The organism is Variovorax sp. SPNA7, assembly GCF_033807855.1.
In the GTDB taxonomy this organism is placed as follows: Bacteria; Pseudomonadota; Gammaproteobacteria; order Burkholderiales; family Burkholderiaceae_C; genus Variovorax; species Variovorax beijingensis.
This window is the reverse complement of record NZ_CP138513.1, coordinates 2,241,820-2,265,942: the sequence shown is the minus strand read 5'-3', so window position 1 is coordinate 2,265,942 and position 24,123 is coordinate 2,241,820. Positions and strand designations below refer to the sequence as shown.

At 68.1% G+C, this 24,123-nt stretch carries 23 protein-coding genes; 15 read left to right on the top strand and 8 right to left on the bottom strand.

Annotated elements, in window-relative coordinates; genetic code table 11:
• Positions 1–21 precede the first annotated feature (21 nt).
• The 6 genes from RZE77_RS10490 (at position 22) to RZE77_RS10465 (ending at position 4,560) form a co-directional block, all read left to right on the top strand.
• Complete coding sequence (locus RZE77_RS10490; protein WP_319441772.1) at positions 22–552, top strand: protein-tyrosine phosphatase family protein; 531 nt, start codon at positions 22–24, stop codon at positions 550–552.
• Entirely contained in the window at positions 552–2,309 is a 1,758-nt protein-coding gene (locus RZE77_RS10485) for a hypothetical protein (protein WP_319441771.1), read from the top strand. Before RZE77_RS10490 ends, RZE77_RS10485 begins: the two co-directional genes overlap by 1 nt.
• Before the next feature lie 11 nt (positions 2,310–2,320).
• Complete coding sequence (locus RZE77_RS10480; RefSeq protein ID WP_319441770.1) at positions 2,321–2,779, top strand: PH domain-containing protein; 459 nt, start codon at positions 2,321–2,323, stop codon at positions 2,777–2,779.
• A 262-nt stretch (positions 2,780–3,041) separates the two neighbouring features.
• Positions 3,042–3,947, top strand: a complete 906-nt coding sequence (locus RZE77_RS10475) for a ZIP family metal transporter (protein ID WP_319441769.1) — start codon at positions 3,042–3,044, stop codon at positions 3,945–3,947.
• A 31-nt stretch (positions 3,948–3,978) separates the two neighbouring features.
• Positions 3,979–4,239: a hypothetical protein gene (locus RZE77_RS10470; protein ID WP_319441768.1), complete on the top strand. Its 261-nt coding sequence runs from the start codon at positions 3,979–3,981 to the stop codon at positions 4,237–4,239.
• Between the two features lie 114 nt (positions 4,240–4,353).
• Positions 4,354–4,560 (top strand): hypothetical protein, encoded by a 207-nt coding sequence (locus RZE77_RS10465; protein WP_319441767.1) that lies wholly within the window; start codon positions 4,354–4,356, stop codon positions 4,558–4,560.
• Between the two features lie 24 nt (positions 4,561–4,584).
• On the opposite strand, the gene RZE77_RS10460 is transcribed toward RZE77_RS10465, so the two are convergent.
• Together RZE77_RS10460 and RZE77_RS10455 are read right to left on the bottom strand one after the other, a co-directional pair.
• Positions 4,585–5,004, bottom strand: a complete 420-nt coding sequence (locus tag RZE77_RS10460; protein ID WP_319441766.1) for a Crp/Fnr family transcriptional regulator — start codon at positions 5,002–5,004, stop codon at positions 4,585–4,587.
• 79 nt (positions 5,005–5,083) lie between these two features.
• Positions 5,084–6,025 carry a LysR substrate-binding domain-containing protein gene (locus tag RZE77_RS10455; RefSeq protein ID WP_319441765.1) on the bottom strand — a complete coding sequence of 314 codons (942 nt, stop codon included), beginning with the start codon at positions 6,023–6,025 and terminating at the stop codon, positions 5,084–5,086.
• A gap of 134 nt (positions 6,026–6,159) precedes the next feature.
• Between RZE77_RS10455 and RZE77_RS10450 the strand changes: the two genes are divergently transcribed.
• Genes RZE77_RS10450 through hpaI form a run of 4 tightly spaced genes read left to right on the top strand, consistent with a single transcriptional unit; the run spans position 6,160 to position 11,003 of the window.
• The gene (locus RZE77_RS10450; RefSeq protein ID WP_319431624.1) at positions 6,160–7,155 is read left to right on the top strand and encodes a tripartite tricarboxylate transporter substrate binding protein; all 996 of its coding nucleotides are present in this window, start codon (positions 6,160–6,162) and stop codon (positions 7,153–7,155) included.
• Entirely contained in the window at positions 7,155–8,678 is a 1,524-nt protein-coding gene (locus tag RZE77_RS10445; protein WP_319441764.1) for a UxaA family hydrolase, read from the top strand. The genes RZE77_RS10450 and RZE77_RS10445 overlap by 1 nt, the downstream gene beginning before the upstream one ends.
• A 22-nt stretch (positions 8,679–8,700) precedes the next feature.
• The gene (locus tag RZE77_RS10440; RefSeq protein WP_319441763.1) at positions 8,701–10,170 is read left to right on the top strand and encodes an NAD-dependent succinate-semialdehyde dehydrogenase; all 1,470 of its coding nucleotides are present in this window, start codon (positions 8,701–8,703) and stop codon (positions 10,168–10,170) included.
• A 29-nt stretch (positions 10,171–10,199) separates the two neighbouring features.
• Complete coding sequence (gene hpaI, locus RZE77_RS10435) at positions 10,200–11,003, top strand: 4-hydroxy-2-oxoheptanedioate aldolase (RefSeq protein WP_319441762.1); 804 nt, start codon at positions 10,200–10,202, stop codon at positions 11,001–11,003.
• Between the two features lie 25 nt (positions 11,004–11,028).
• Here hpaI and RZE77_RS10430 read toward each other — a convergent pair whose 3' ends face one another.
• A complete protein-coding gene (locus tag RZE77_RS10430) occupies positions 11,029–12,078 on the bottom strand; it encodes a LacI family DNA-binding transcriptional regulator (protein ID WP_319441761.1) in 1,050 nt (349 codons plus the stop codon).
• A gap of 125 nt (positions 12,079–12,203) precedes the next feature.
• Here RZE77_RS10430 and RZE77_RS10425 point away from each other — a divergent pair, with 125 nt between their 5' ends.
• From RZE77_RS10425 to RZE77_RS10405, 5 genes are read left to right on the top strand one after another with little or no spacing between them, the layout of a single operon-like run.
• Positions 12,204–13,232, top strand: a complete 1,029-nt coding sequence (locus RZE77_RS10425) for a TRAP transporter substrate-binding protein (RefSeq protein WP_319441760.1) — start codon at positions 12,204–12,206, stop codon at positions 13,230–13,232.
• 6 nt (positions 13,233–13,238) lie between these two features.
• Positions 13,239–15,134 (top strand): TRAP transporter large permease, encoded by a 1,896-nt coding sequence (locus RZE77_RS10420; protein WP_319441759.1) that lies wholly within the window; start codon positions 13,239–13,241, stop codon positions 15,132–15,134.
• 37 nt (positions 15,135–15,171) lie between these two features.
• Complete coding sequence (locus tag RZE77_RS10415) at positions 15,172–15,711, top strand: VOC family protein (protein WP_018902920.1); 540 nt, start codon at positions 15,172–15,174, stop codon at positions 15,709–15,711.
• Positions 15,708–16,979 (top strand): ribulose-bisphosphate carboxylase large subunit family protein, encoded by a 1,272-nt coding sequence (locus tag RZE77_RS10410; protein WP_319441758.1) that lies wholly within the window; start codon positions 15,708–15,710, stop codon positions 16,977–16,979. Before RZE77_RS10415 ends, RZE77_RS10410 begins: the two co-directional genes overlap by 4 nt.
• A complete protein-coding gene (locus tag RZE77_RS10405) occupies positions 16,979–18,334 on the top strand; it encodes a four-carbon acid sugar kinase family protein (RefSeq protein WP_319441757.1) in 1,356 nt (451 codons plus the stop codon). The genes RZE77_RS10410 and RZE77_RS10405 overlap by 1 nt, the downstream gene beginning before the upstream one ends.
• Before the next feature lie 18 nt (positions 18,335–18,352).
• Here the strand turns inward: RZE77_RS10405 and RZE77_RS10400 are convergent, their stop codons facing one another.
• From RZE77_RS10400 to RZE77_RS10380, 5 genes are all read right to left on the bottom strand, one after another.
• Positions 18,353–19,150 (bottom strand): phosphodiesterase, encoded by a 798-nt coding sequence (locus tag RZE77_RS10400; RefSeq protein ID WP_319441756.1) that lies wholly within the window; start codon positions 19,148–19,150, stop codon positions 18,353–18,355.
• A gap of 20 nt (positions 19,151–19,170) precedes the next feature.
• Positions 19,171–20,475 (bottom strand): radical SAM protein, encoded by a 1,305-nt coding sequence (locus RZE77_RS10395; protein ID WP_319441755.1) that lies wholly within the window; start codon positions 20,473–20,475, stop codon positions 19,171–19,173.
• Positions 20,476–20,504: 29 nt separating this feature from the next.
• A complete protein-coding gene (locus RZE77_RS10390; RefSeq protein WP_125964937.1) occupies positions 20,505–20,720 on the bottom strand; it encodes a hypothetical protein in 216 nt (71 codons plus the stop codon).
• Between the two features lie 79 nt (positions 20,721–20,799).
• Entirely contained in the window at positions 20,800–23,055 is a 2,256-nt protein-coding gene (locus RZE77_RS10385; RefSeq protein ID WP_319441754.1) for a YcaO-like family protein, read from the bottom strand.
• Between the two features lie 16 nt (positions 23,056–23,071).
• Positions 23,072–24,112 carry an ATP-grasp domain-containing protein gene (locus RZE77_RS10380; protein WP_319441753.1) on the bottom strand — a complete coding sequence of 347 codons (1,041 nt, stop codon included), beginning with the start codon at positions 24,110–24,112 and terminating at the stop codon, positions 23,072–23,074.
• Positions 24,113–24,123: the final 11 nt, after the last annotated feature.

Sequence of the window (24,123 nt, the reverse complement as noted above, 5' to 3'; positions counted from 1 at the left end):
GATGGCCAAGGCTCCTTTCCCATGACGACCTGGACCCCCGACTTCAGCTGGATCACGCGGCAGCTCGCCGTGGGCGGCAGCTTTCCGTCCGAGCGCGCCGAGGAGCTCGCCGGCGCGCACGGCATCCGCGCCGTGGTCGACCTGCGCAACGAAGCCAGGGACGACGAGGCCCTGCTGCAGCGGCACGGCATCACGCTGCTGCACCTGCCGACCGAGGACATGTGCGGCGTCGACGCGTCCCATCTCGACGAAGGCGTGGCCTTCGCCAACGCAGCACTCGACCGCGCCGAGCGCGTGCTCATCCACTGCGAGCACGGCATCGGCCGCTCGGCCACGCTTGCGCTCTGCGTGATGGTGTCGCGCGGGGAACCCCCGCTCGGTGCGCTCGAACGCATGAAGCAGCGCAGGGCCCTGGTGTCGCCCTCGCCCGCGCAGTTCGCCTGCTGGAGCGAATGGCTGCAGCGCCACCGCGAACTGCGGCGCGCGGCGTGGGAGGTTCCGGCCTTCGATGCCTTCCAGGCCATTGCCTACCGCCACCTGCGGACCGGCTGATGCTCGTCTATGGAGACGCCACGCGGCGGGAATCGGTCGCGCGCAAGCTGCTCAGGCTGCGCGCGGCGCTCTCGGCCGCGCGGGCCTCGCCACCCGGCATCGGCCGGCATGGCCTGCTCGTGGATGCGCTGATCGAGGCGGGCGAGCTGGCCCAGGGCATGGCGGACGCGCGCTTCGAGGCGGCCGGCAGGCGCGACGCCCCGTCGCCCGAGGCAGATACCGCGATGGCCCTGGCCATGGCCATGGCCAGGCTCTGCGCCCGCTCGTGGAACACCGCGTTCGGCTGCACGCCCGAGCCGCACGAGGCGCTGCTCGCGGCCAGCGAGCAGCTGCTGCCCGCCATCGACATCGATGTGAAGCAGCCCGAGGGTTACGCCTTCTATGCGCTCTATCCCGAGAGCTACCTGGTCGCGGCGCAGCGGCTGCAATGCAGGCCGTGGCGCGTCATCGGCCTTCGCAGCATCGGCACCAGCCTGGCCGCCATCGCGGCAGTGGCGCTCGGCGACGCCGACCCGCTGACGCTGCGGCCCGTGGGTCATCCCTTCGATCGCCGCGTCGCATGGGCGGGCCCATCGCTCGCCAGGCCGGGCGCGCACCATGCCATCGTCGATGAAGGGCCGGGGCTCTCGGGATCGTCGATGGCGGGCGTGGTCCGGCAACTGATGAGCGAGGGCGTGGCGCCGGACCGCATCCACCTGTTTCCCGGGCACGGCAATGGTCCGGGTCCGCAGGCGAGCGCCGAGACACGCGAACTGTGGACGCAGGCCGCATCGCATGTCGCAGGTTTCGACGAGCTGTTGCTGCGTGCGGCCGATCCGGCGCATCGGCTGCAGAGCTGGGTCGAGGCCATCGTCGGGCCGCTGTACGAGCCGCTCGAAGAAATCACCGGCGGCGGCTGGCGCAACGTGCATGGCGGTGCGCCGGGCGAGTTGCCTCCGGCCCATCCGTGGCAGGAGCGCCGCAAGTTCCTCGCGCGCAGCGGCAGCGGCACGTGGCTGGTGAAATTCATCGGCCTCGGGCATGAAGCGCGGCTGCGCTTCGGCTGCGCCCAGGCGCTCGCCGAAGCGGGCTTCTGCGCCGGGGTCGCGGGCCTTTGCCACGGCTTCATGGTGGAGCGCTGGCATGCCGGCATGGCGCCGCTGTCGGCCGCTCGCCTGGGCGACGGCGCGCTTCGCATGCGGCTCGTCGCGCACCTGGCGGACTACATTGCCTTTCGTGCGCGCACCTTCCCGGCCGCGGACGGCACCGGCGCCTCGCTGCAGGCGCTGTGCGACATGGGCCGGCACAACAGCATCGAGGCCTTCGGCAGTGACGGCGCGCATGCGTGGAACCGCCACCGAAGCCGCGCGGACGCGCTCCAGCAGCGCGTGCGGCGCATCAGGACCGACAACCGCATGCACGCTTGGGAATGGCTGGCCAGCGATGAGCGCATCCTGAAGACCGATGCCGTGGACCACCACGCGGGCCACGACCTCGTAGGCTGCCAGGACGCGGCGTGGGACGTGGCGGGCGCGGCGGCCGAGCTCGGGCTGTCCGCCGGCGAGCTGGGCCTGCTGCTCGAGGGCCTCTCGCGGCAAGGCTGCCGCATCGATGCGGAGCTGCTCGGCTTCTACACGCCGGCCTACCTGGCCTTCCAGCTCGGCCACTTCCGCATGGCGGCGGCCGATGCGCCTTCTCCCGCCGAGAAGATGCGCCTGCAAGCCCACGCCGAACGCTATGCGCAGGCGCTGCGCCGGCATCTTGCGGAACAAGGCTGAGGATGGCCCGCATGCCCCAGGCTCCAGGACCCCAGGCGCTGATGGCCGTGCCGCGGTACCGCTCCAAGGTTGCCGCCGTCTGGGTCGTGCTGATGCTCTCGTGCCTGGCGGCCTTGCTGGCGGCCATGGCGCTGCACGCGCAAGACCCGGCCCTCTCGCAGCTCCTGCGCAGCGCCGCCATGGCGGTGGCCATGGCCTTCGTCTGCGCGGGCGTTCCGTGCCGCTATGCACTGCGGCCGGACGGCCTGAGCGTGCAGTCGGGCTTCTTCATCCGCCATATTCCGTATTCGGAAATCCTGGAGGCGACACCGCAGAAGGACTGGTCGTGGGCGCCGGCGCTCTCGCCCGACCGGCTGCTTCTTCGCTGTGTTCGCGGCGATGTGCGGATCTCGCCGGTTCGCGAGCGCGAGTTCCTGGCCGAGCTCCTCGGCAGGCTGCCCGAGGGCCGCCCGGCTGCGGCCACCCGGTAACTCCTGCCGGCCATTGCTGCGGCAAATCGTGCGGGCTGCGAACCAAAGATGTCAGTGCACAGGGTGCCGCCGGCCCCATGTAGTCTGCGCTGCCGCACCACACGGGAAAGGTTCCTACGCGATGCGGCCGGCCGCCGCCCGAACCTGCGAGGCGGGTGACTCACCTCCAGCTCGACGACCTGCCTCTCGTGGGTACGAGTTTGGCGGCGGCCGTGGTGGCCGCCGCTTTTTTTGCGGCGCTTGCTTCTTTCGTGGCTCGAAGATGACGACTCTCGATCTGCTGCTCGCGCGCGGTCCGCGGATGCGGCCGCTGCGGCGCCTGCTGGGCCTGTGCATCGCCGCGGCGGGCCTGGTGCTGCTCGCCGCCGAGGCCCTGGAGGCGATTGCCGGCGGCGACGCGCGCGTGCGCGGCGCCCTGCTCGGCGGCGGCCTGGCCGCGCTGGCCACCGCGCTCGGCACGCTGCCGGTGCTGTTCTCGCACCAGCTCTCGCAGCGCAGCTACGACAGCATGCTCGGCTTCGGCGCGGGCGTCATGCTGGCGGCGACCTCGTTCTCGCTCGTGATCCCGGCACTGGAAGCCGCACGGGCCCAGGGCATCGGCGCCTGGGGTTCGGGCGCCGTGGTGGGCATGGGCGTGCTGATGGGCGCGGCGCTGCTGCTGGCGATCGACCGGCTGGTGCCGCACGAGCACTTCGTGAAAGGGCTCGAAGGGCCGACCGCCATCAAGCTCAAGCGGGTCTGGCTGTTCGTGCTGGCCATTGCGCTGCACAACCTGCCCGAAGGCCTGGCCATCGGCGTCGCCTTCGCGGGGCCGGACCCGGAGGCCGCGATGGCGCTGGCCACCGGCATCTCGATCCAGGACGTGCCCGAAGGCATGGTGGTGGCGCTCGCGCTGCGCGGCGTGGGCTACGGCCGGCTTGCATCGGTGGGACTGGGCGCGGCCTCGGGCCTGGTGGAGCCCGCCATGGCGGTGCTGGGCGCGACGGTCGTCACGCTGATGGCCAGCCTGCTTCCGTGGGGGCTGGCGCTGGCCGCGGGCGCGATGCTGTTCGTCATCAGCCACGAGATCATTCCCGAGTCGCACCGGCAAGGGCACGAAGCCTTCGCGACCGGCGGCCTGATGCTCGGCTTCGTGGTGATGATGGTGCTCGACACCGCGCTGGGCTGAGGCGCTCGCGCGCAACAGGAAAGGAACATCCATGACCGCATTGGACCTGTTGAACCTGGATGTACTGCTCGCGCGCAGCGTGCTGCTGCGCGCCGACTACATGCAGGTGCAGAGCCGCATCCGCGACGCGATGTCGCGCCACCGGCTCGCCGCCGGCAGCGCCCCGGGGGACGAGGACTTCGGCGAACTCATCCACGCCATGAGCCGCTCGCTCTCGGCCGACGCGCGCTACCTGTGCACGCTGTCGTCCATGGTGCGCGGCATCATCGAGCGCGCGAAATACCCGGCCTGAGCGGCGCCTGCTGCTGTCTTTTCGCGACAAGGGGCCGGGCCGCTGTCCGACACCTCATGCCCCTGCGCCGGCGCAGCGTTGCGAGGAACTCCACTGAAGGGAGAGACAGCAAGAATGAAATCTCCTCGACAAGTCAAGTCCGACGAACGCGACAACGCGCGCGTGATCCGCTGGGGCATCGGCGCGGCCATCTTCGTTTTCATCCTGGCGCTGGCCTACAACTTCCTGACGCAGACGCGCGAGGAAGGGCCGGTCAAGCCGTCGACGCCGACGCAGAGCGCGCCGCAGACGGCGCCGGCCAGCCCGCCGCCGGGCAAATAGCGCATCGGCCGCGGCTGGTGGTGCCTACCCCAGCCCGAGCTGCCCGCGCATCGCCCTCGTGCGCTCGATGGCCATGCCCAGCAGCTTCAACGCCATCTGCGGGTGCTGCTCGCAGAGCCCGCGCATGGCCCCCACGGGAATCAGGTACACCGATGAATCTTCGGCCGCCACCAGCGTGTGCTTCGCCTGGTAGCGGTTTTCGCTGAGCGAAGGGCCAAGGAAGAAATCGTGCTGGCAGATCAGGTCGGTGACGACATCGGCGCCGCTCGCGCGTCCGTGGCTCACCACCTGGAGCAGCCCGCTCGCCACGCAATAGACCCGGTCGGTCCACTCGCCAGAGGCAAGAACGGTTTCATCGCACTGGTAGGCGCGCAGTTCGCTGGCCTCGTCCAATGCGGTGCGGTCCGCATGCGGCAGATCGGCGACCAGGGTATGCAAATACATGCCCGAATGGTCTTCGAAGGCACTGCAGAGTGCATTCCCATGAATTGGGTATTCGGTGCAGGAAAGCCACGGCGCCGCCTCAAGCCGCGGACTTCACCCTGGCCGCGCGCCGCAGGCATTCGATCAGCTGCTGCGTGCTGGGCGTGCGCCGGCGGCCGCGCATGGTGATGAGGCCCACCGGCGGCAGCTCGATCGGCACCTTGAGCGCCAGCACCTTGAGCATGCCCTGCTGCTGGAAATGCCGCGCCACCGAGCGCGCCATGAAGGCCACCGCATCGCGCTGCTGCAAGAAGCTGATCTGCGCGAGGAACGAGGCCGACTCGATGATGTCGGCCGGCGGATGCACGCCATCGCGAAAGAACATCTGGTCGAGCTTCACGCGCAAGGAGGCCCAGGGCGGCGGCATCACGCAGTGCTCCCTGGCCAGATCGGCCCAGCCCAGCCGGCGCTTCGCGGCCAGCGCATGCCCGGGCCGCACCACCGCCTGCATGGGCTCGGCAAGCAGCGCCTCGGTTTCGAGGTCGGGCGCGGCGTAGCCGGGCTCCAGCCGCCCCACGAACAGGTCGAGCTCGCCCAGGCGCAGCTTGGGCAGGAGGCGCGTGAGGTCGCCCTCCTCCACCAGCACCGTGGTCTGCGAGGAGTTGGCCTTGAGCATCTCGACCGCGCGCGCCAGCAGCACCGGCATGGCCACCACCATGGCGCCCACGCTGGTGCGGCCCGCGGCGCCGCTGGCCACGGCGGCGATCTCGTCGCGTGTGCGGTCGTAGTCGGCCAGCACCGAGCGCGCGAAGCGCACCACGCTCTCGCCGTAGGGCGTGGGCTCGGTGCCGCGCGTGGAGCGCTCGAACAGCGCCAGGCCGAACATGCGTTCGATTTCCACCAGCGACTTGGACACCGCCGGCTGCGTGACCGACAGGAACTCGGCCGCGCGGCCCAGGTGGCGGAACTGGTCGAGCGCCACCAGCATCTGCAGGTGGCGCAACTTGAGGTTGGAACGCAGGACGCGGTCGATCTGGCTCATCGTGGTGTGTGCGGCTGTTTCCTCTTCATAACCTGCAGGCTATGAAGAGAGTCCGCTATTTCATTGGATTGCAATGATTGTCTACTGAAGAATGCGCCCAGCTTTCTCGAACAACAATCGTCGGAGACATACGCATGACCTTGCATCGCACCCTGCAGCGGCGCCAACTGGTGCTGGGCGGCCTTGGCGCCGCCGCACTCGCCACCGCCACCGGCCGCGCCTTCGCGGCCGACTATCCGGAACGCCCCATCACCTTCATCTGCCCCTGGCCGGCCGGCGGCACCGCCGACCGCTCGATGCGCGCCATCTGCCAGATCGCCGCGCGCGAGCTCGGCCAGCCCATTGCGCTGGAGAACCGCGCGGGCGCCTCGGGAATGATCGGCACCAAGGCGCTGGCCTCGGCCCGGCCGGACGGCTACACCATCGGGCAGATCCCGATCTCGGTGACGCGCTTCGCGCAGATCGGCACCGTGCAGATCGATCCGCTCAAGGACCTGAGCTACCTGGCCCGCACCTCGGGCCAGACCTTCGGCATTGCGGTGCCGGCCAGCTCGCCCTTCAAGTCGCTGCGCGACATGGTGGCGCAAGCCAAGGCCAAGCCGGGCGTCGTCAGCTACGCGCATGCGGGCGTGGGCGGCGCCACCCACGTGGGCATGGAGCAGTTCGCGCAGGCGGCCGGCGTCAAGTTCAACGCGATTGCCTACAAGGGCGGCTCGGCCGCGCTGCAGGACGTGCTGGGCGAACAGGTCGACATGCTGGCCGACAGCAGCTCCTGGGCGCCGCACGTCGAAAGCGGCAAGCTGCGCCTGCTCGCCACCTGGGGCGAGGCGCGCACGCCGCGCTTCAAGGACACGCCCACGCTCAAGGAGCTGGGCTACGACGTGGTGGTGGAAGCGCCCAACGGCATCGGCGCACCGCGCGGGCTGCCGCCCGCGGTGGAAAAGAAGCTGCGCGACGCGTTCCGCGTGGCCGTTGCCAGCGAGGAATTCAAGAAGGTGGCCGACAGCATCGATGCGCCGGTCATGTACCAGGACGGGCCCGACTACCGCAAGTACGTCGAAGCCGTCTACCGGCAGGAGACCGAGCTGATCCGCAAGCTCAATCTCAAGGAACTGATGGAGAAAGGTTGATGGCCGACAGCCCCCTGCTTCGCCTGCACCCGCACGACAACGTGCTGGTTGCAAAGACGCCCATCGCCCTCGGCGAAACGATTGCCGAGTTTGGCGTGCGGGCGCGCGCGCAGATTCCCGCGGGGCACAAGATCGCGTCGCGCGCCATTGCGGCCGGCGAGCAGGTGAAGAAGTACGACACCGTCATCGGCGTGGCCTCGCGCGACCTGGAGGCGGGCGACTACGTGCACAGCCACAACCTCACGCTGGTGGACTCCTACCGCGACCCGGCCTTCTGCCAGGACGTGCGGCCGGTGGCCTACGTGCCCGAGGCCGAGCGCGCCAGCTTCATGGGCTTTGTGCGGGCCGACGGCCGCGTGGGCACGCGCAACTTCATCGGCATCCTGTCGTCGGTCAACTGCTCGGCCACCGTCATCAAGCGCATCGCCGCGCACTTCACGCCCGAGCGCCTTGCGGCCTTTCCCAACGTGGACGGCGTGGCCGCCTTCGCGCAGACCAGCGGCTGCGGCATGTCGTCGCCGAGCGAACACTTCGATGTGCTGCGCCGCACGCTGGCGGGCTATGCGCGCCATCCCAACCTGGCCGGCGTGCTGATCGTGGGCCTGGGCTGCGAGCGCAACCAGGTCGATGCGCTGGTCGACTCGCAAGGGCTGCAGCAGGGCCGCCTGATGCGCACGATGGTGATGCAGGAGGTGGGCGGCACGCGCCAGACCATCGAGGCCGGCATCCGCGCCGTGGAAGAAATGCTGCCCGACGCCAACGCCGCGCAGCGCACCCGCGTGGGCGCCAACCACCTGAAGATCGGGCTGGAGTGCGGCGGCTCGGATGGCTTCTCGGGCATCACGGCCAACCCGGCGCTGGGCGCGGCCATGGACGTGCTGGTGCGCCACGGCGGCACCGCCATTCTTTCCGAAACACCGGAGATCCACGGCGTCGAATTCATGCTCACGCGGCGCGCCGCCACGCCCGAGGTCGGCCAGAAGCTGCTCGACCGGCTGGCCTGGTGGGAGCGCTACACGGCCGGCCAGAACGCGCAGTTCAACGGCGTGGTGGGGCACGGCAACCAGGCCGGCGGGCTGGCCAACATCTTCGAGAAATCTCTCGGCTCGGCCATGAAGGGCGGCACCACGCCGCTGCAGGCCGTGTACGAATACGCGGAGCCCATCGACCAGGCCGGCTTCGTCTTCATGGATTCGCCGGGCTACGACCCGGTGGCCGTGACCGGGCAGATCGCGAGCGGCGCGCAGCTGATCTGCTTCACCACCGGGCGCGGCTCGATGTTCGGCAGCAAGCCGGCGCCGACCATCAAGCTGGCCAGCAACACGCCGATGTTCAAGCGCCTCGAGGAGGACATGGACATCAACTGCGGCGTGGTGATCGACGGCGAGCTCTCGGTGCCCGAACTCGGCCAGCAGATCTTCGAGCAGATCCTGCGCCATGCCTCCGGCGAGCGCACGCGCAGCGAAGTGCTGGGCCTGGGCGACCACGAGTTCGTGCCATGGCACCTGGGCATCGTGAGTTGACTTTCTTTTGGTACCGACGGACATGCCTCTCAATCTCACCCGCCCCGACCTGCAGCGCACCGCCAACTTCATCGGCGGCGAATGGTGCAGCGCCGCCGACCGCACGCTCGACGTGACCGACCCCGCCACCGGCGCGCTCATCGCGCAGGTGCCCGACTCCGGCGCCGATGCCGCGCGTGCCGCCGCCGATGCCGCGCACGCCGCCTTCCCCGCCTGGCGCCGCACGCCTGCCAAGCAGCGCGCGCAGATCCTCAAGCGCTGGAACGACCTGGTGCTCGCGCATCAGGACGACCTGGGCCGCCTGATCTCGCGCGAACAGGGCAAGCCGCTGGCCGAGGGAATCGGCGAAGTGGCCTACGCCGCCAGCTACATCGAGTGGTTTGCCGAAGAGGCCACGCGCGCCAACGGCGACGTGATTCCCGCGCCCGTTCCGGGCCGGCGCATGTTCGCCATCAAGGAGCCGGTGGGCGTGGTGGCCGCGATCACGCCGTGGAATTTTCCGGCCGCGATGATCGCGCGCAAGATCGCGCCGGCTCTGGCCGCGGGCTGCACCGTGGTCTGCAAGCCGGCCGAGGACACGCCGCTCACCTCGCTCGCACTGGTGGCACTGGCCGCACAGGCCGGCGTGCCCGCGGGCGTGCTCAACATCGTCACCGCTTCACGCGAGCGCACGCCCGAGGTGGTCGACGCCTGGCTGGACGACGCCCGCGTGCGCAAGATCACCTTCACCGGGTCGACGCCCGTGGGCAAGCACCTGGCGCGCCGCTCGGCCGACACGCTCAAGAAGCTGTCGCTCGAGCTCGGCGGCAATGCGCCCTTCATCGTGTTCGAGGATGCCGACCTGCACGCCGCGGTCGACGGCCTGATGGCCGCCAAATTCCGCAACGGCGGACAGACCTGCGTCTGCCCGAACCGCGTGTTCGTGCACGAGGCCGTGCATGATGAATTTGCCGAGCTGCTCGCGGCCCGTGTATCGGCGCTGCGCGTCGGCCCGGCGAGCGACCCCGCATCGCAGATCGGCCCGATGATCAACGCGCGCGCCATCGAAAAGATCGAGCGCCATGTGCAGGACGCCGTGGCACGCGGCGCACGCGTGCTCGCCGGCGGCGCGCGGCTGCCCGCGCTCGGGCCGAACTACTTCGCGCCCACCGTGCTCGTAAACGCCGACGCCACCATGGCCTGCGCCTGCGAAGAGACCTTCGGGCCCGTCGTTCCGCTGACGCGCTTCGCGGATGAAGCCGAGGTGGTGGCCCAGGCCAACGACACGCCCTTCGGCCTGGCCGCGTACTTCTACTCGCGCGACGTGCGCCGCATCTGGCGCGTGGCGGATGCGCTCGAAGCCGGCATCGTCGGCATCAACGAAGGCGCACTGGCCGCGGAGGCCGCGCCCTTCGGCGGCGTGAAAGATTCAGGCTACGGCCGCGAAGGCTCGGTCCACGGCCTGGACGACTACCTGCATACCAAATACGTCTGCCAGGGCCAGTTGGACTGACCCACCCCACACATCCCACGGAAGCAAACATGCCCGCCCTCAACGCCTTCAAGACAGCACTGGCCGCCAGGCAGCCGCAGATCGGCCTCTGGCTCTCGATGGCCGCCCCCTACTTGGCCGAGGTGAGCGCCACCGCCGGCTTCGACTGGCTGCTGATCGACGGCGAGCACGCGCCCAACGACCTGCGCTCGACCTTGGCCGCATTGCAGGCCGTGGCGCCCCACCGCGCCCAGCCGGTGGTGCGCGCGGTGCAGGGCGACACGGCGCTCATCAAGCAGCTGCTCGACATCGGCGCGAAGAACCTGCTGGTGCCCATGGTCGACACGGCCGAACAGGCGCGCGCGCTGGTGTCGGCCACGCGCTATCCGCCGCTGGGCATCCGCGGCGTCGGCAGCGCGGTGGGCCGTGCCTCGCAGTGGAGCGCACGCACCGACTACCTCGACATCGCCGATGCGGAGGTCTGCCTGCTGGTGCAGGCCGAAACCGTGGCGGCGCTTGCCAACCTGCCGCAGATCTGCGCCGTGGACGGCATCGACGGCGTCTTCATCGGCCCGGCCGACCTGGCCGCGTCGATGGGCCACCGGGGCCGGCCCGGCCATCCGGAAGTGCAGGCCGCCATCGAGGCCGCCATGCGCACCATCGTGGCCTCGGGCAAGGCCGCGGGCACGCTGACTTCCGACCCGAAGCTGGCCCGGCGCTACCTGGAGCTGGGCTGCAGCTTTGTTGCGGTGGGTGTCGACGTGCTGCTGTTCGCGGGCGCGGCTCGCAAGCTCGCGGCCGACTTCAGCGACGCGCCACCGGCCGACGAGCCTGCGCCGCGCGCGGCCTACTGATCGAAGGCCTCGGCGCGAGAAAAAGCTACGGCAGGTTCTCGCGAAAGATCACCTGGCTGCGGGTGGTTTCCACGCCGCTGAGCGCCTCGCGCCCGTCGCGCAGGTTGGCAAAGATGCGCACGCAGTTCATCAGCGTGGTGTGCGGGCTCTGCGTGATCACCGCATCCATGCTGCCGTCGATCAGCAGCGTGCGCGTGTCGGGCGTGAGCCCGTGCCCGATGAACACCACCTTCTGCTCGCGCCCCGCTTCCTTCAGCGCGCGCGCCACGCCGTCGGACGCACCGCCGATGTTGTAGATGCCGCCCATGTCGGGGTGCTGCTCCAGCAGCGCGCGCGTCTGCCGGTAGTTCTTGCCCGCGTCGTCCTGGCCTTCGCGCAGGCCCACCACCTCGAGCCGCGGAAACATCTCGTCGATCACGTGCAGGAAACCGGCCTCGCGCTCCTCGTGGGCCTTGTAGCTCAGGCTGCCCGCGATGAGCGCCACCTTTGCCGCGCGCGCGCCGATGAAGCGGCCGATGAGGTAGCCCGCGGTGCGGCCGGCCGCACGGTTGTCCAGCCCCACGAAGGCGGCGCGCTCGGAGTTCGACAGGTCCGAGATCAGCGTGACCACCGGCAGCCCGCGCGCCGCCAGCGCCGCCACCGCCTCGCGCACCGCCGGGTGCTCCAGCGCCATCATCGCGATGCCGTCGCAGCGCTGGCCGTGGCGCCGCAGCGCGTCGGCCAGCTCATGCGGATTGAAGCTCTCGATGAACACCGTGCGGCACTGCACGTTGAACGGCGCCCAGTGCTCCTGCGAATAGCCCACCATGTCGCCCAGCATGCGGATGAAGCGGTTGGTGCCGGCCGGCAGCAGGAACACCAGCCTGAGCGGCGGCGGCGTGAGCGCGGCATAGAGCTCGGGGCCCGGCAGGTAGTCGAGCTCGCCCGCGGCCTTGAGCACGCGCTGCACCGTGGCGTCGCGCACGCCGGGGCGGCGGTTGAGCACGCGGTCGACGGTGGCGGTCGACACCTGCGCGGCCCGCGCGATGTCGACCACGCGGGCGCGCCGCGCATCGGTTGAAGGGTTATCCCGCATACATCAAAAACCATCAAGATCGAGTTTGACCCGGATCATGCATCCTTTTATCTTCGCTGTGGCTCGAATCCCATGGTGCATCAGATTGCATCAGCCGCATTCCGAAGATCCTGGAGACAAAAGACATGACCTCGCTCACTCGCCTGACCCGCCGCGGTGCCTTGCGCACGCTTTCCGCCCTCCCCGCCGCCGGCATCGTGTCGGCCCTGCCGCGCATCGCGCGCGCCGCGGAGTTCTCGTACAAGTACGGCAACAACCTGCCGCTCAGCCATCCGCTGAACATCCGCGCGCAAGAGGCGGCCGACCGCATCGCCAAGGAAACCAAGGGCCGGGTCGAGATCAAGATCTTCCCCAACAACCAGCTCGGCGGCGACACCGACATGCTGGCGCAGGTGCGCTCGGGCGGCATCGAGTTCTTCACGCCCTCCGCGCTGGTGATTGCCACGCTGGTACCGGTGGCCGCCATCAACGCGGTGGGCTTCGCATTCAACGACTACAGCCAGGTGTGGGGCGCGATGGACGGCAAGGTCGGCGCGCACGTGCGCGGCGCCATCGCCAAGTCACGCCTCTACGCCTTCGAGAAGATGTGGGACAACGGCTTTCGCCAGACCACCAGCAGCAAGGCGCCGGTCACGAATGCGAAGGACATGGACGGCCTGAAGATCCGCGTGCCCGTGAGCCCGCTGTCGATCTCGATGTTCAAGGGCCTGGGCGCCGCGCCGGCGAGCCTGCAGTTCAGCGAGGTGTACTCGGCCCTGCAAACCAGGATCGTCGACGCGCAGGAAAACCCGCTGCCGATCATCCAGGTGGCCAAGCTGTTCGAGGTGCAGAAGTTCTGCTCGCTCACCAACCACATCTGGGACGGCTACTGGTTCATTGCCAACGGCCGCGCCTGGGAGGCATTGCCCGACGACCTCAAGACCATCGTGGCGCGCGCCATCAACGACGCCGGCATGCAGCAGCGCGAAGACATCAGGAAGCTCAACGAATCGGTGGTGGGTGACCTGCAGGCCAAGGGCCTCAGCATCAACCGCCCGGTGGCCGAGAGCTTTCGCGCCAAGCTGCGCGAATCGGGCTTCTATGGCGAGTGGAAGGGCCGCTTCGGCCCCGAGGCCTGGGCGCTGCTCGAAGGCGCCGTCGGCAAGCTGGCCTGACCGCCCATGGTGCATGAATCCACTTTCGAGGCGGCCCCGTTCGTGGGCGCCGGGCCGTCCGCCAACGCACTGAGCGGCGCGGCCGGTCGTGCCGACCGCGTGCTGGGCGGCCTGGTCGAGGCCATGGCCGCGCTGCTGGTGCTGGCCGAGATCTGCGTGCTGTTCGCGGGCGTGGTGTCGCGCTATGTGTTCCATGCGCCGCTGGTGTGGTCGGACGAACTCGCGTCGATATTGTTCCTGTGGCTCTCGATGCTGGGCGCGGTGGTGGCGCTGCGGCGCGGCGAGCACATGCGCATGACGGCTCTGCTGCAGAAGGTACAGCCTTCGACGCGCGCGATGCTCGACGCCTTTGCCATCGCGGCGTCGATCGCATTCCTGGTGCTGATCGTCTGGCCGTCGATCGACTATGCGCACGAAGAGTCGTTCATCGTGACGCCCGCATTGGAGATCAGCAACGCCTGGCGCGCCGCGGCCATTCCGGCCGGCATCGTCATCATGCTGGCGATGGCGCTGCTGCGCCTCGTGCGCGTGTGCACCGGGCGGCAGATCGCGGTCGCGGTGCTCGGCATGGCGGCGCTGGTGGCGGCCTTCTGGCTCGCGGCACCGCTCTTTGCCACGCTCGGCAAGTTCAACCTGGTGATCTTCTTCGTGGTGGTGGTGGCGGCCACGGTGCTCTCGGGGGTGCCCATCGCGTTCTCGTTCGCGCTGGCCACCTTCGGCTACCTGGCGCTCACCACTCGCACGCCGCTCCTGGTGATGGTGGGGCGGCTGGACGAAGGCATGTCGCACCTGATCCTGCTCGCGGTGCCGCTCTTCATCTTCCTGGGCGCGCTGATCGAGATGACGGGCATGGCGCGCGCCATGATCCAGTTTCTTGCGAGCCTGCTGGGCCATGTGCGCGGCGGCCTCTCGTATGTGCTGATTGGCGCGATGTACCTGGTCTCGGGCATCTCGGGCTCCAAGATCGCCGACATGGCGGCCATCGCGCCCGTGCTGTTCCCCGAGATGGTCAAGCGCGGCGCCAAGCCCGGCGACCTGGTGGCGCTGCTGTCGGCCACGGGTGCGCAGACCGAGACGATTCCGCCGTCGATCGTGCTCATCACCATCGGCTCGGTCACGGGCATCTCGATTGCCGCGCTGTTCACGGGCGGGCTGCTGCCAGCCGTGGTGCTGGGCGCCGCGCTGTGCGTGGTGGTGTGGTGGCGCTACCGCGGCGAAGACCTGAGCGGCGTTGCGCGCCACAGCAAACGCGAGATCGGCAAGCTGCTGCTGGTGGCGCTGCCCGCGGTGCTGCTGCCCTTCGTGATCCGCGCCGCGGTGGTCGAGGGCGTGGCCACGGCCACCGAGGTGTCGACCATCGGCATCGTCTACTCGGCCATCGTCGGGCTCTTCGTCTACCGGCAGTTCGACTGGAAGCGGCTCAAGCCGATGCTGGTCGACACGGCCTCGCTCTCGGGCGCGATCATCTTCATCGTGGGCTGCGCCACGGCCATGGCCTGGGGCCTCACGCAGTCGGGCTTCTCGCAGGACCTGGCCCGCATCATGGGCGCGCTGCCGGGCGGCGCCTATGGCTTCCTGGCCGTGTCGATCGTGGCCTTCATCGTGCTGGGCAGCGTGCTCGAGGGCATTCCGGCCATCGTGCTGTTCGGGCCGCTGCTGTTTCCCATTGCCAAGGCCGCGGGCGTGCACGAGGTGCACTACGCCATGGTGGTGATCTTTGCGATGGGCATCGGCCTGTTCGCGCCGCCCTTCGGCGTGGGCTACTACGGCGCCTGCGCCGTGAGCAAGGTCAACCCCGACGAGGGCATCCGCCACATCTGGGGCTACATCGCCGCGATGCTGGTGGGCCTGGTGATCGTGGCCGCGTTCCCGTGGTTCTCGACCGGTTTTCTCAAGTTCTGATCACAACAACACACTCACATCAACGGAGCCAACCGCAATGAGTCGATTCCTCGGCGAGATTCGCCAGCTGGGCTATGTCGTGCACGACATCGAGGCCGCCATGGACTACTGGAGCACCACGCTGGGCGTGGGCCCGTGGTTCTACAACCCCAAGGTGCCGATCAAGAATTACCGCTACAACGGCCAGGCGCACGAGCCCCACAACTCGGTGGCGCTGGCCAACTCGGGCTATGTGCAGGTGGAGCTGATCCAGACGCGCAACGACGTGCCCTCGATGTACCGCGACTTTCTCCAGGCCGGCCGCACCGGGCTGCAACACGTCGCCTACTGGACCGCCGACTACGACGCCGACCTGGCGCGCCTTACCGCGCAAGGCTTCAAGCCCGTGATGAGCGGCGAGGTGGGCGAGCGCGGCCGCTTCATCTACTTCGACACCGAGTACCACCCGGGCACGGTGATCGAGCTGTCCGAAGTGGCGGGGCCCAAGGGCAAGATGTTCGACCTGATCCGCAGCGCCTCCGAAGGCTGGGACGGCAGCGAGCCGGTGCGGCCCTTCCCTGACCTGAGCAAGCTGTGACCGTGGCCGAACGCATCCGCGCGCGCTACCTCGTCGAAACGCCGCTGGACCCGGCCGCCGTGGCCGAGGTGATGGCCGGCGAACAATCGTGCGGCACCTTCACGCGCGTCGAGGGCGAGACCGATGCACTGCGCGAACGTGCGCGCGCCACGGTCGAAGCCATCACCGAGCTGGCGCCGGCCGAGGCGCCGAGCCTGCCCAATGCACTGCTGGAGCGCAAAGGCATGCGCGGCCCGTGGCGCCGTGCGCACATCGGCATCTCTTTTCCGGTAGCGAACATCGGCGCCAACCTGCCGACGCTCGCGGCCACGGTGTCAGGCAACCTCTACGACCTGGGCGAAGTCACGGGCCTGCGGCTCGAATCGCTGCAGCTGCCTGCCGCCTACCGCGCGCAATTCGAAATGCCGCGCGCCGGCATCGCGGGCACGCGGCGCATCACCGGCGTGGCAAGCGGCGCGCTGGTCGGCACCATCATCAAGCCCAACGTGGGGCTGTCCGCCAGCGAGACCGCCGAGCTGGTGGCCAGGCTCTGCGCCGCGGGCGTCGACTTCATCAAGGACGACGAGGTCTGCGCCAACCCCGCGCACGCGCCGCTCGCCGAGCGCGTGCCCGCCGTGATGGCCGTGGTGCGCGCGCACCAGGAGCGCACCGGCAAGCACGTGATGGTGGCTTTCAACATCACCGACGAAACCGATGCGATGAAGCGGCACGCCGACCTCGTCGAGCGCGAAGGCGGCTCGTGCGTGATGGCCAGCCTCAACTGGTGCGGCCATTCGGGCATGCAGACGCTGCGCCGCCACACCGGCCTGGCGCTGCACGGCCACCGCAACGGCTACGGCGCGCTGTCGCGGCATCCGCTGCTGGGCATTTCGTTCCAGGCCTACCAAACGCTCTGGCGGCTCGCGGGTGTCGACCACATGCATGTGCACGGCCTGCAGGGCAAGTTCTCGCAGCCCGACAGCGAAGTCATCGAATCGGCGCGCGACTGCTTCACGCCGCTCACCGATGCTGCCGACGACCGCGTGATGCCGGCCTTCTCGTCCGGCCAGTGGGCCGGCACCGTGCCCGCCACCTGGGCCGCCATCGGCAGCGACGACCTGCTCTTCATGGCCGGCGGCGGCATCCTCGCGCATCCCGACGGTGCGGCGGCCGGCGTCACCAGCATCCGCCAGGCCTGGTCCGCCGCGCGCGCCGGCACCGCGCTGCAAGAAGCCGCCCGCAGTGCGCCCGAGCTGGCGCGCGCGCTGGCCTTCTTCGGCAAGCCGTGATGCCGGCCACGCAAGCGCCGGCCATCGTCTACTACGGCGACGATTTCACCGGCGCCACCGACACCCTCGGCACCGCCGCGCGCGCCGGCCTGCGTGCCCTGCTCTTCCTGAAAACGCCCGACGCCGCGCGGCTCGCGCAGGCCGGGCCGCTCGACGTGCTGGGCATCGCAGGCGCCGCGCGCGCCATGGCGCCTCAGGCCATGCAGGCTGAACTGGCCCCCGTCGCCGCGCTGTTCCGCTCGCTCGGCGCACGCGTGCTGCACTACAAGACCTGCTCCACCTTCGACAGCGCACCGCACATCGGCTCCATCGGTGCGGCCGTGCGTGCACTGCGCGGCGCCGTCGAACAGCCCTGGACCGCGATCGTCGGCGGCCAGCCCAACATCGGCCGGCACTGCCTGTTCGGCAACCTGTTCGCCGCGGCTGGCGCGGGCGGCGAGGTGTTCCGCATCGACCGCCATCCGACGATGAGCCGGCATCCCGTCACGCCGATGCATGAGGCGGACCTGAGGCTGCACCTGGCCAAGCAGGGCCTGGCCGGCGTGCGCTCCGTTCCTTTCACGGCCGCGTCGCAGGGACCGGAAGCGCTCGGCGAGGCGCTGCAGTGCGCGCTGCGCCCGGACGCCGGCAACAACACCGAAGCCGTGCTGTTCGACGTGGCCGATGCCCCGCAGCTCGCTGCCATCGGCCAGGTGCTGTGGGCCGAAGCCCGGCGCGCCACGCTGCTGGCCGTGGGCCCGAGCAGCGTGGTCGATGCGCTGGCCGGCGCACTCGGCACGCGCAGCGATGCGCAAGCCGACCAACACCGTGTGGGTCCAGCGCGCGGCCCGGTGCTGGTGCTTGCCGGAAGCCTCTCGCCCGTCACCGCGCGCCAGGTGGCGGCAGCACGCTCCTTCGACACCGTGTGGCTCGACGCGCCGCGCCTCGCGCAGCGCGACGCGGCCACGCTGGAGCGTCATGCGCGCGACATCGCGCAGGGCCTCGCCCGCGGCCGCAACATGCTGGCCTGCACCCGGCCCGCCGAAGAGGCGCCCACCGAGGGCGACAACAAGGTCGATGCCCAGGCCCTCTCGCGCGCCGGCGGAGACCTGCTCGCAAGGGTGCTGGCCATGGCGCCGCTGCAGCGCGTCGGCATTGCCGGTGGCGACACCTCGAGCCACGCCGTGCAGGCGCTCGACGCGTGGGGGCTTTCCTATGTGGCCGACATGGGCGCCGGCGCCTCGCTCTGCCGCGTGCACAGCGACGACGGCGCGCTAGACGGCATGGAGATCATGCTCAAGGGCGGCCAGATGGGCTCCCATGACGTGTTCGAGCGGCTCGTGCACGGCGATGCGGGCAGCGCCCCGCTTTCGTGAAAGCGCAAGGCGCGTTGTTCAGGCGAACGCGTACGGGCCGGCAAAGTCTCCGATGTGGCTCAGGTGGCTGAGCATGCCGTGCCGTTCGTCCCACAAGTGCAGCATGCAGCCGCGCGGCCCCACGTGCGACTGCGGCGGCGCATCGGCGCGCAGCTGCAGGTCGATTTCCGTCGTGCTGCTCGGGCATGAACAGATCACCGTGCCGCCCCAGCGGCGCAGCATCGTGCGGTGCACATGCCCGCACAGCACCAGCTCGACGTTCGGCGCGCTTCGCACCACGTCTTCGAGCGGCTGCGCCTCCATGCAGCGATAGGCGTCCATGTAGGGAATGCCGCTCATGAAGGGCGGGTGGTGCAGCATCAGCAGGGTCGGCTTCACCGTGTTCTTTGCCAGCGTGCGCGCGAGCCAGGCGAGGCCTTCGGCGTCGATGTGGCCGTGGTGCTTTCCAACAACGCACGAGTCGAGCCCGATGATGCGCACCGCGTGGTCGTCCACGCACCAGTGCAGCGGCCCCGCCTTGGGCAGATAGGCGTGGTCACCGCTGAACGCGGCGCGAAAGTTCTCGCGATGGTCGTGGTTGCCGGGTATCACGAGAAACGGAATGCGCGAGGCCGAGAGCAGCGTGCGCGCCATCCGGTATTCGTCGGGGCGGCCCTCGTCGACAAGGTCGCCGGTGAGCACCAGCAGATCGGGGCGGCGATCGAGCGCATGCACGTGTGCGAGCGCCTCGGCAAACATCCTGTTCGAGTCGACAACGCCCTGGTACAGCTCGCCTTCGGCGCGGATGTGCGGGTCGGACAGCTGTGCGATGAGCATCGGGCTCCTTCAAGAATCCGCTACTGGCGAGCGACGATCGGAATCATCTTTCGGCGAGTCGGACGGCGGATGTCGCCCTCGATGGTTTCAAGCTTGAGCCCCAAGGCTCGGCGCAGGGTGCCGTCCAGCACGCCCATCCCGAATTGGTATTCATTTTCACAGGATTGGGCGAACTGTTCTCCCTCGAGATACATGCATGATCCGCCACACAGTTGAAGAACCGGGCAATGGCTGCAGCATTCGCGAAAGGACCAATGCGTGGAAGTAGTCAGCCGGATGGCGTCCATTTCCAGGGCAGAACCCAGCCCGTGCTCGGCGTTCGCGCCGGTGTTGTGGCAGGTCAGCACGTTGGAGTGCAGGTCAACCGCCACATGATCGCTGCGGTCCATCCCGCATTTCTGGCCCATGGACGTAGACGGCGTGCCCTCCATGGCGGAGTGGAGGAAGCCCCTGGCTTTTTGCACCAAGGCAGGAATCCTGAGGGCCTCGCCCGTTTCGAACGACGATGCGATGGACTCCCTGAGATCCTTGTATTGCGCGTTGCTCCAGACACCAGGCCCGGCCAGCGCCTTGTCATCGTGCGTTGCAACGATTCCCTCAAGCGACGTAACAACCGACTCATCATCCAGGCGATTGACGAACCATTGCCGTATTGCCGCCGGATCGCTGTTCGCCGGCGTCAACACCGAGCTGAAGATCATGCGGTTCTCGGCCTTGCGCTCGCGCCACAGCGCCATCAGCATGGCAGAGCGCGTGGGGTCGTCGAAGGGATCCTCGCCACGCAGGTGCTGTCCTGGCCCGTCGTGCGACACGGTGATGCGTATGTCGTAGAAGGCGATGAAGTCCAGGATCTCCTGCGTCAGGAGGCTTCCATTGGTAACCATCGAGATCTCCGCATCGGGAAACCTGCGATCGAGCTCGGGAACAAGGACCTGGAGCTTTCTGAAGTACAGCAGGGGCTCTCCGCCCCACAGTTCGATCTCGGATGGTGGCCCCTTCAGCCACTTGTCGAGGTCATGCAGGAAGGCCTGGGCATCCGCCGTCCTGGTCATGGCCATTGATTCGACCTGGCTCGACTGGTTGCAATACGAACAGGTGTAGTTGCAACCCAGGCCGAGCTGGATCTTGAGTACGGACGGATTGGCGGCTTTCAGGCCTGGCTGCTCCGGGTTGATGCGGACAGCGTCTTCCCAAGTGCGTTGCTGCGTGACTTGCCGATTCGCGAGAACCGGTGTGCCGTCAAGGTTTGTCAACGCACTGGAGTGCGGCGCATACCGCAGGCTGACGGGCATCCCGGCTGCATCGGTGCAATGAAGGATGAACATATCCAGGATGCTCCGTCAGCGGCCGGGCATCAGCGCTTGGTTCCCGCCGGGCTGCGGCGATGCCCCTTCTTGGGTTCAGGCATTGGCGAGATGAAGCACCCGCAGTCGCTGGTCGAACCGGCCACGAAAACGGCTCCCTCATTGAGGAAATCGATGCTGGAAGGTTCCACCTCCACATTGCAGTTCAGCGCGGGACCTGCATTGGAACGACGGCTCGGTGCCTGCTTGCCTTGACTATTCTTCATATGAACTCCTTCTAAAAAAACAACAAAAACACGGGACTGAAGATTCAGGAATGCTCTCGATGGCAATCTCCTTGTTTGGTTAGGTGCAAGGATGGATTCGCTGCAAGCTGCCAACGTCAGGGGACGCTTTGCCGGCGGCGGTGTCGCCCCATGATCCCAGCGGTTCGGTGCCATAGCCGAACCAGAGAGGAATCAGGCCCGGCACAAATGCTCTTGCCACGTACAGCGGCGTACGGCCCTGGTCTATCGAAGCCGCAGGCGGCGTCAGATCGCAGAAATAGACCTGCCGTCCCTGGTCGAGGAAATGATCGAGCAATGCCGGGCCCGAAGCTGGAAACCGGCCTGCCGCATTTTTCAGGGACGCCGCGGGACGCTTCTCGGCGGCGGCAAACCAGTCAGCCTTTCGCAAACCGTGCCGTGTCCGAAAGTAGTCGCCGTGATGTTCGGCCAGTCGCATTTCTTCAGGCTGCATCGGGGCAGCCGGCTGCGGCTTTCCATGTTGCTGCTGCACACGGCTTTCAGCTTCGGAAAGCGCCGACTCCAGCGACTCCTCGAGTTGGAACCCTGCCCCGGTGGTCAGTGCCGTGAAGACCGCCTGGCGATGCTGGACAAAGATTGCCGCGACAGGCAGGTACCTCGACTCCAGGAGATGGAGGGACACCTTGTACCCGGCCTGCCGCAATCGACCGAGCCGTTGCCGGAACGACACGGGCAGGCCGGACTCTTCGATCAGATCAGGTGGAACGCGAGCCAGCCAGGCGCGTGAGAAGGCATCTCTTTCGATCAGTTCGGCGAGTGCCCGGCACCGGGCTTCTTGCATGTCCGTGTAAGCCGCCACACCGGAGGTGCTGGCATTGGTGTAGGGCAGTCGCGCATCGGCCGCATCCAGCGAACTCAGTGCATGGACGCACTGGGCCATGATGGAAACTTCAGCGCCATCCCTGACGCTGACGCCCTTGGTCCAGGGGTAGCGCCTGCGCAAGGAAAAAGGCGCGTATGGGAAGCTTTCGCGAGCGTACTGCTGCGGGGAATAGCCAACGAGGCGGCGCGGGTCGACCGCATTGTCGAGCTCACCGAATCTCGCGCGCTGCAACGATGCCGGAGGCGTTGACCACCCTATCCGCTCCCATGCCTCGGCCTCGGCCTTCACCGTCGCAAGACGGGCGTCTTCGGAGCGACCTGCCGCCCACCCCAGGTAATCGGCTTTGCGGCCGATCTGAATCGGGCCCGCAACGGCGATGCGCGTCTGCAACGGCAAAAGCTGGGAGTGATTGGGCACCGATCGGAGCGGGACTGATTCGCTGGCGGCGTTCGCCAAGAGTTGCTGTTCTGCAGAGGGGTGCGCCCCGAGCACCATCGCAGGCAGGGGATAGAGTGCTTCATCGAGCCCGAAAAGAGAAAGCACTTCCAATTCAACCGTGTCCCCGCGCACGATGGTCGCCGCGTTTTCGTACTGGGCCGCCAATGCGCCGTTCTGCAATGCATGCCCGGCCTCGATCAACGCCAATGTCAGCGCCCGATTGCCATACTTCTCGCCGATGAAGTGAAGGTCGGCCACCGGATAGACCACGGCCTGGGCGTGGCTCAGTACCGCTGGAGTCAGCAGGGTGCTCCAGGCGCCGGTTGCCTGCCCCGGATGCCGGCAAAGCGACAACTCGCCGCCTTCTGCATCGGTCGCGTGATACTTGATTTCGTACAGGCCGTCCGGATGGCCCTCAAGGGGCTTCATCAGCGCGACAAACCAGCGCAGGCCGTAGAGCGCCCCTCCGGAGGGAACCGTTCTGCGCACCGACTCTGCATCCTCGCGGGAAACCCCATACAAGGCCCATAGGATGTTGACCATCGACTGCAACGGCAGCGACTTGTCGTCGAATGTTCGGACGCTTCCCCGCTCGAGCAGCAGTTCCAGCAAGGGCGTCTTCGTCGGACGGAGCCTGGATGCTCCCGCCGAATCCTCGCCCAGCCGACGCCGGACTTCCTCTTTCAGGGCGTAAAGATCTGCCGCTTGCGTGAGCGGCGCAGCGAGTGGCTGCGGCGTCCAGCCGATCTGGGCGTGAAGCGCCAGAGAATGCCCGGCCTCGGCAAGCGCGCCCTTCTCCAGCAGCGTCGACAGGCATGCGTCGACTTCGTCAGTCGGCCAACGGACGCTCAATCGATCCCGCACCTCTCCCCACGCCGTCTTGCCGTCGCAACTGCTCTGCACGGCCCGAAGAAACTCGGAAGGTGCAGTAACACGCAGCTTCGTCAGGGGAAGGCGACAAAGCATGCCACCCTTCTGATGAATCCAGTGGCCGACGACGATCGGCAGACGTGGTGTTGCGCGTTTCTTCAGCATCGAGACCATGTTCGATCTAGGCCACTGCAGCGGTCCGCTGCGGGCGTTCCGCGCCATTCGGCGAATCTGCGATCTCGAAGAGCGATGCCAGCATCGGCGCATACCCCGTGGGGGGGAATATCGGGTTCGAGTTGGCCTCGAGCCACCAGATCTGGTCGTTCGAATCCAGGACGCCGTCCACCGCAAACAACACCGGAACCTGAAGCTGCTTCATGAGTTCTTCATGCAACGCAGCGCCCGCGGCTCGAATCTGTTTGCCGGCAGACGCCGAGAATTCAGACAGCAGACTGTCCGAGCGAGCTTGCACGGGATCGGCGGCATACCTTCGGCCGTATCGGTATTCGATCCAGACTTCCTCGCCCTCCGGGATCACATCGGCGAGCTTCCAGCCTTGATACGCGAGCGAGGAAATGATCCACGGCTTGTCGGAATTCTCGGGAATCACGCCGCCGGGACTGCCAAGCTTGTGAGTGATCAGATCGTCGATCCGCGATACGCCGTCGCCGCGGATCGTGGGATATGCATGGAGATGCGCGTGGAACGGGATGCCGCCCCAGAACCAGACCTTGACATTGCGGCCGGTGATGAACTGCTCCGCAAAAATTCGGTCCTGGGAGCGGCTTTGGTGCTCCGGCAGCGAACTTGCATCAAAGCCCCTGCGGTAAGGGCCGAACACCGCCTGCCCGAACGAACCCACGGGAAGCTTCAGCACATAGTCCTGGTCGATTTCGCCGTCCGCAGGCCAGATCGCCGGCACCCGCAGGCCGCAACGGCGCAGAAAACCCTTGAAGTCCAGCTTGTCGTTCGAGAGCTGCCAACGGATCGGCCGGTATGGAAGCCAGCCGATGAAGCCGGTGGCAGCCGGACTCAAGGCCGACGAGTAGTTCAGTCCGGCCTCCGTTGTGTTCAGGAACTGCGGATGAAGGGCGAAACGCGCCGCACCCAGTCGAACCTCCACCCGGAAAGTTGCCACATCCAGGCGAACGTCGGCCTGGTGCTGGATCGCCCACTCTTGAAGAGCCCGGAAGTGATTCAGGGTGACAGCTATGTAAGACACAAGTACCTCGG

Coding starts and splice junctions, on each gene's coding strand:
- RZE77_RS10485 (WP_319441771.1), top strand. CDS start 552: ATGCTCGTCTATGGAGACGCCACGCGGCGGGAATCGGTCGCGCGCAAG.
- RZE77_RS10440 (WP_319441763.1), top strand. CDS start 8,701: ATGCCTCTCAATCTCACCCGCCCCGACCTGCAGCGCACCGCCAACTTC.
- RZE77_RS10390 (WP_125964937.1), bottom strand. CDS start 20,720: ATGAAGAATAGTCAAGGCAAGCAGGCACCGAGCCGTCGTTCCAATGCA.
- RZE77_RS10450 (WP_319431624.1), top strand. CDS start 6,160: ATGACCTTGCATCGCACCCTGCAGCGGCGCCAACTGGTGCTGGGCGGC.
- RZE77_RS10425 (WP_319441760.1), top strand. CDS start 12,204: ATGACCTCGCTCACTCGCCTGACCCGCCGCGGTGCCTTGCGCACGCTT.
- RZE77_RS10385 (WP_319441754.1), bottom strand. CDS start 23,055: ATGCTGAAGAAACGCGCAACACCACGTCTGCCGATCGTCGTCGGCCAC.
- RZE77_RS10400 (WP_319441756.1), bottom strand. CDS start 19,150: ATGCTCATCGCACAGCTGTCCGACCCGCACATCCGCGCCGAAGGCGAG.
- RZE77_RS10475 (WP_319441769.1), top strand. CDS start 3,042: ATGACGACTCTCGATCTGCTGCTCGCGCGCGGTCCGCGGATGCGGCCG.
- RZE77_RS10480 (WP_319441770.1), top strand. CDS start 2,321: ATGCCCCAGGCTCCAGGACCCCAGGCGCTGATGGCCGTGCCGCGGTAC.
- RZE77_RS10490 (WP_319441772.1), top strand. CDS start 22: ATGACGACCTGGACCCCCGACTTCAGCTGGATCACGCGGCAGCTCGCC.
- hpaI (WP_319441762.1), top strand. CDS start 10,200: ATGCCCGCCCTCAACGCCTTCAAGACAGCACTGGCCGCCAGGCAGCCG.
- RZE77_RS10455 (WP_319441765.1), bottom strand. CDS start 6,025: ATGAGCCAGATCGACCGCGTCCTGCGTTCCAACCTCAAGTTGCGCCAC.
- RZE77_RS10420 (WP_319441759.1), top strand. CDS start 13,239: ATGGTGCATGAATCCACTTTCGAGGCGGCCCCGTTCGTGGGCGCCGGG.
- RZE77_RS10395 (WP_319441755.1), bottom strand. CDS start 20,475: ATGTTCATCCTTCATTGCACCGATGCAGCCGGGATGCCCGTCAGCCTG.
- RZE77_RS10470 (WP_319441768.1), top strand. CDS start 3,979: ATGACCGCATTGGACCTGTTGAACCTGGATGTACTGCTCGCGCGCAGC.
- RZE77_RS10460 (WP_319441766.1), bottom strand. CDS start 5,004: ATGTATTTGCATACCCTGGTCGCCGATCTGCCGCATGCGGACCGCACC.
- RZE77_RS10445 (WP_319441764.1), top strand. CDS start 7,155: ATGGCCGACAGCCCCCTGCTTCGCCTGCACCCGCACGACAACGTGCTG.
- RZE77_RS10430 (WP_319441761.1), bottom strand. CDS start 12,078: ATGCGGGATAACCCTTCAACCGATGCGCGGCGCGCCCGCGTGGTCGAC.
- RZE77_RS10465 (WP_319441767.1), top strand. CDS start 4,354: ATGAAATCTCCTCGACAAGTCAAGTCCGACGAACGCGACAACGCGCGC.
- RZE77_RS10415 (WP_018902920.1), top strand. CDS start 15,172: ATGAGTCGATTCCTCGGCGAGATTCGCCAGCTGGGCTATGTCGTGCAC.
- RZE77_RS10405 (WP_319441757.1), top strand. CDS start 16,979: ATGCCGGCCACGCAAGCGCCGGCCATCGTCTACTACGGCGACGATTTC.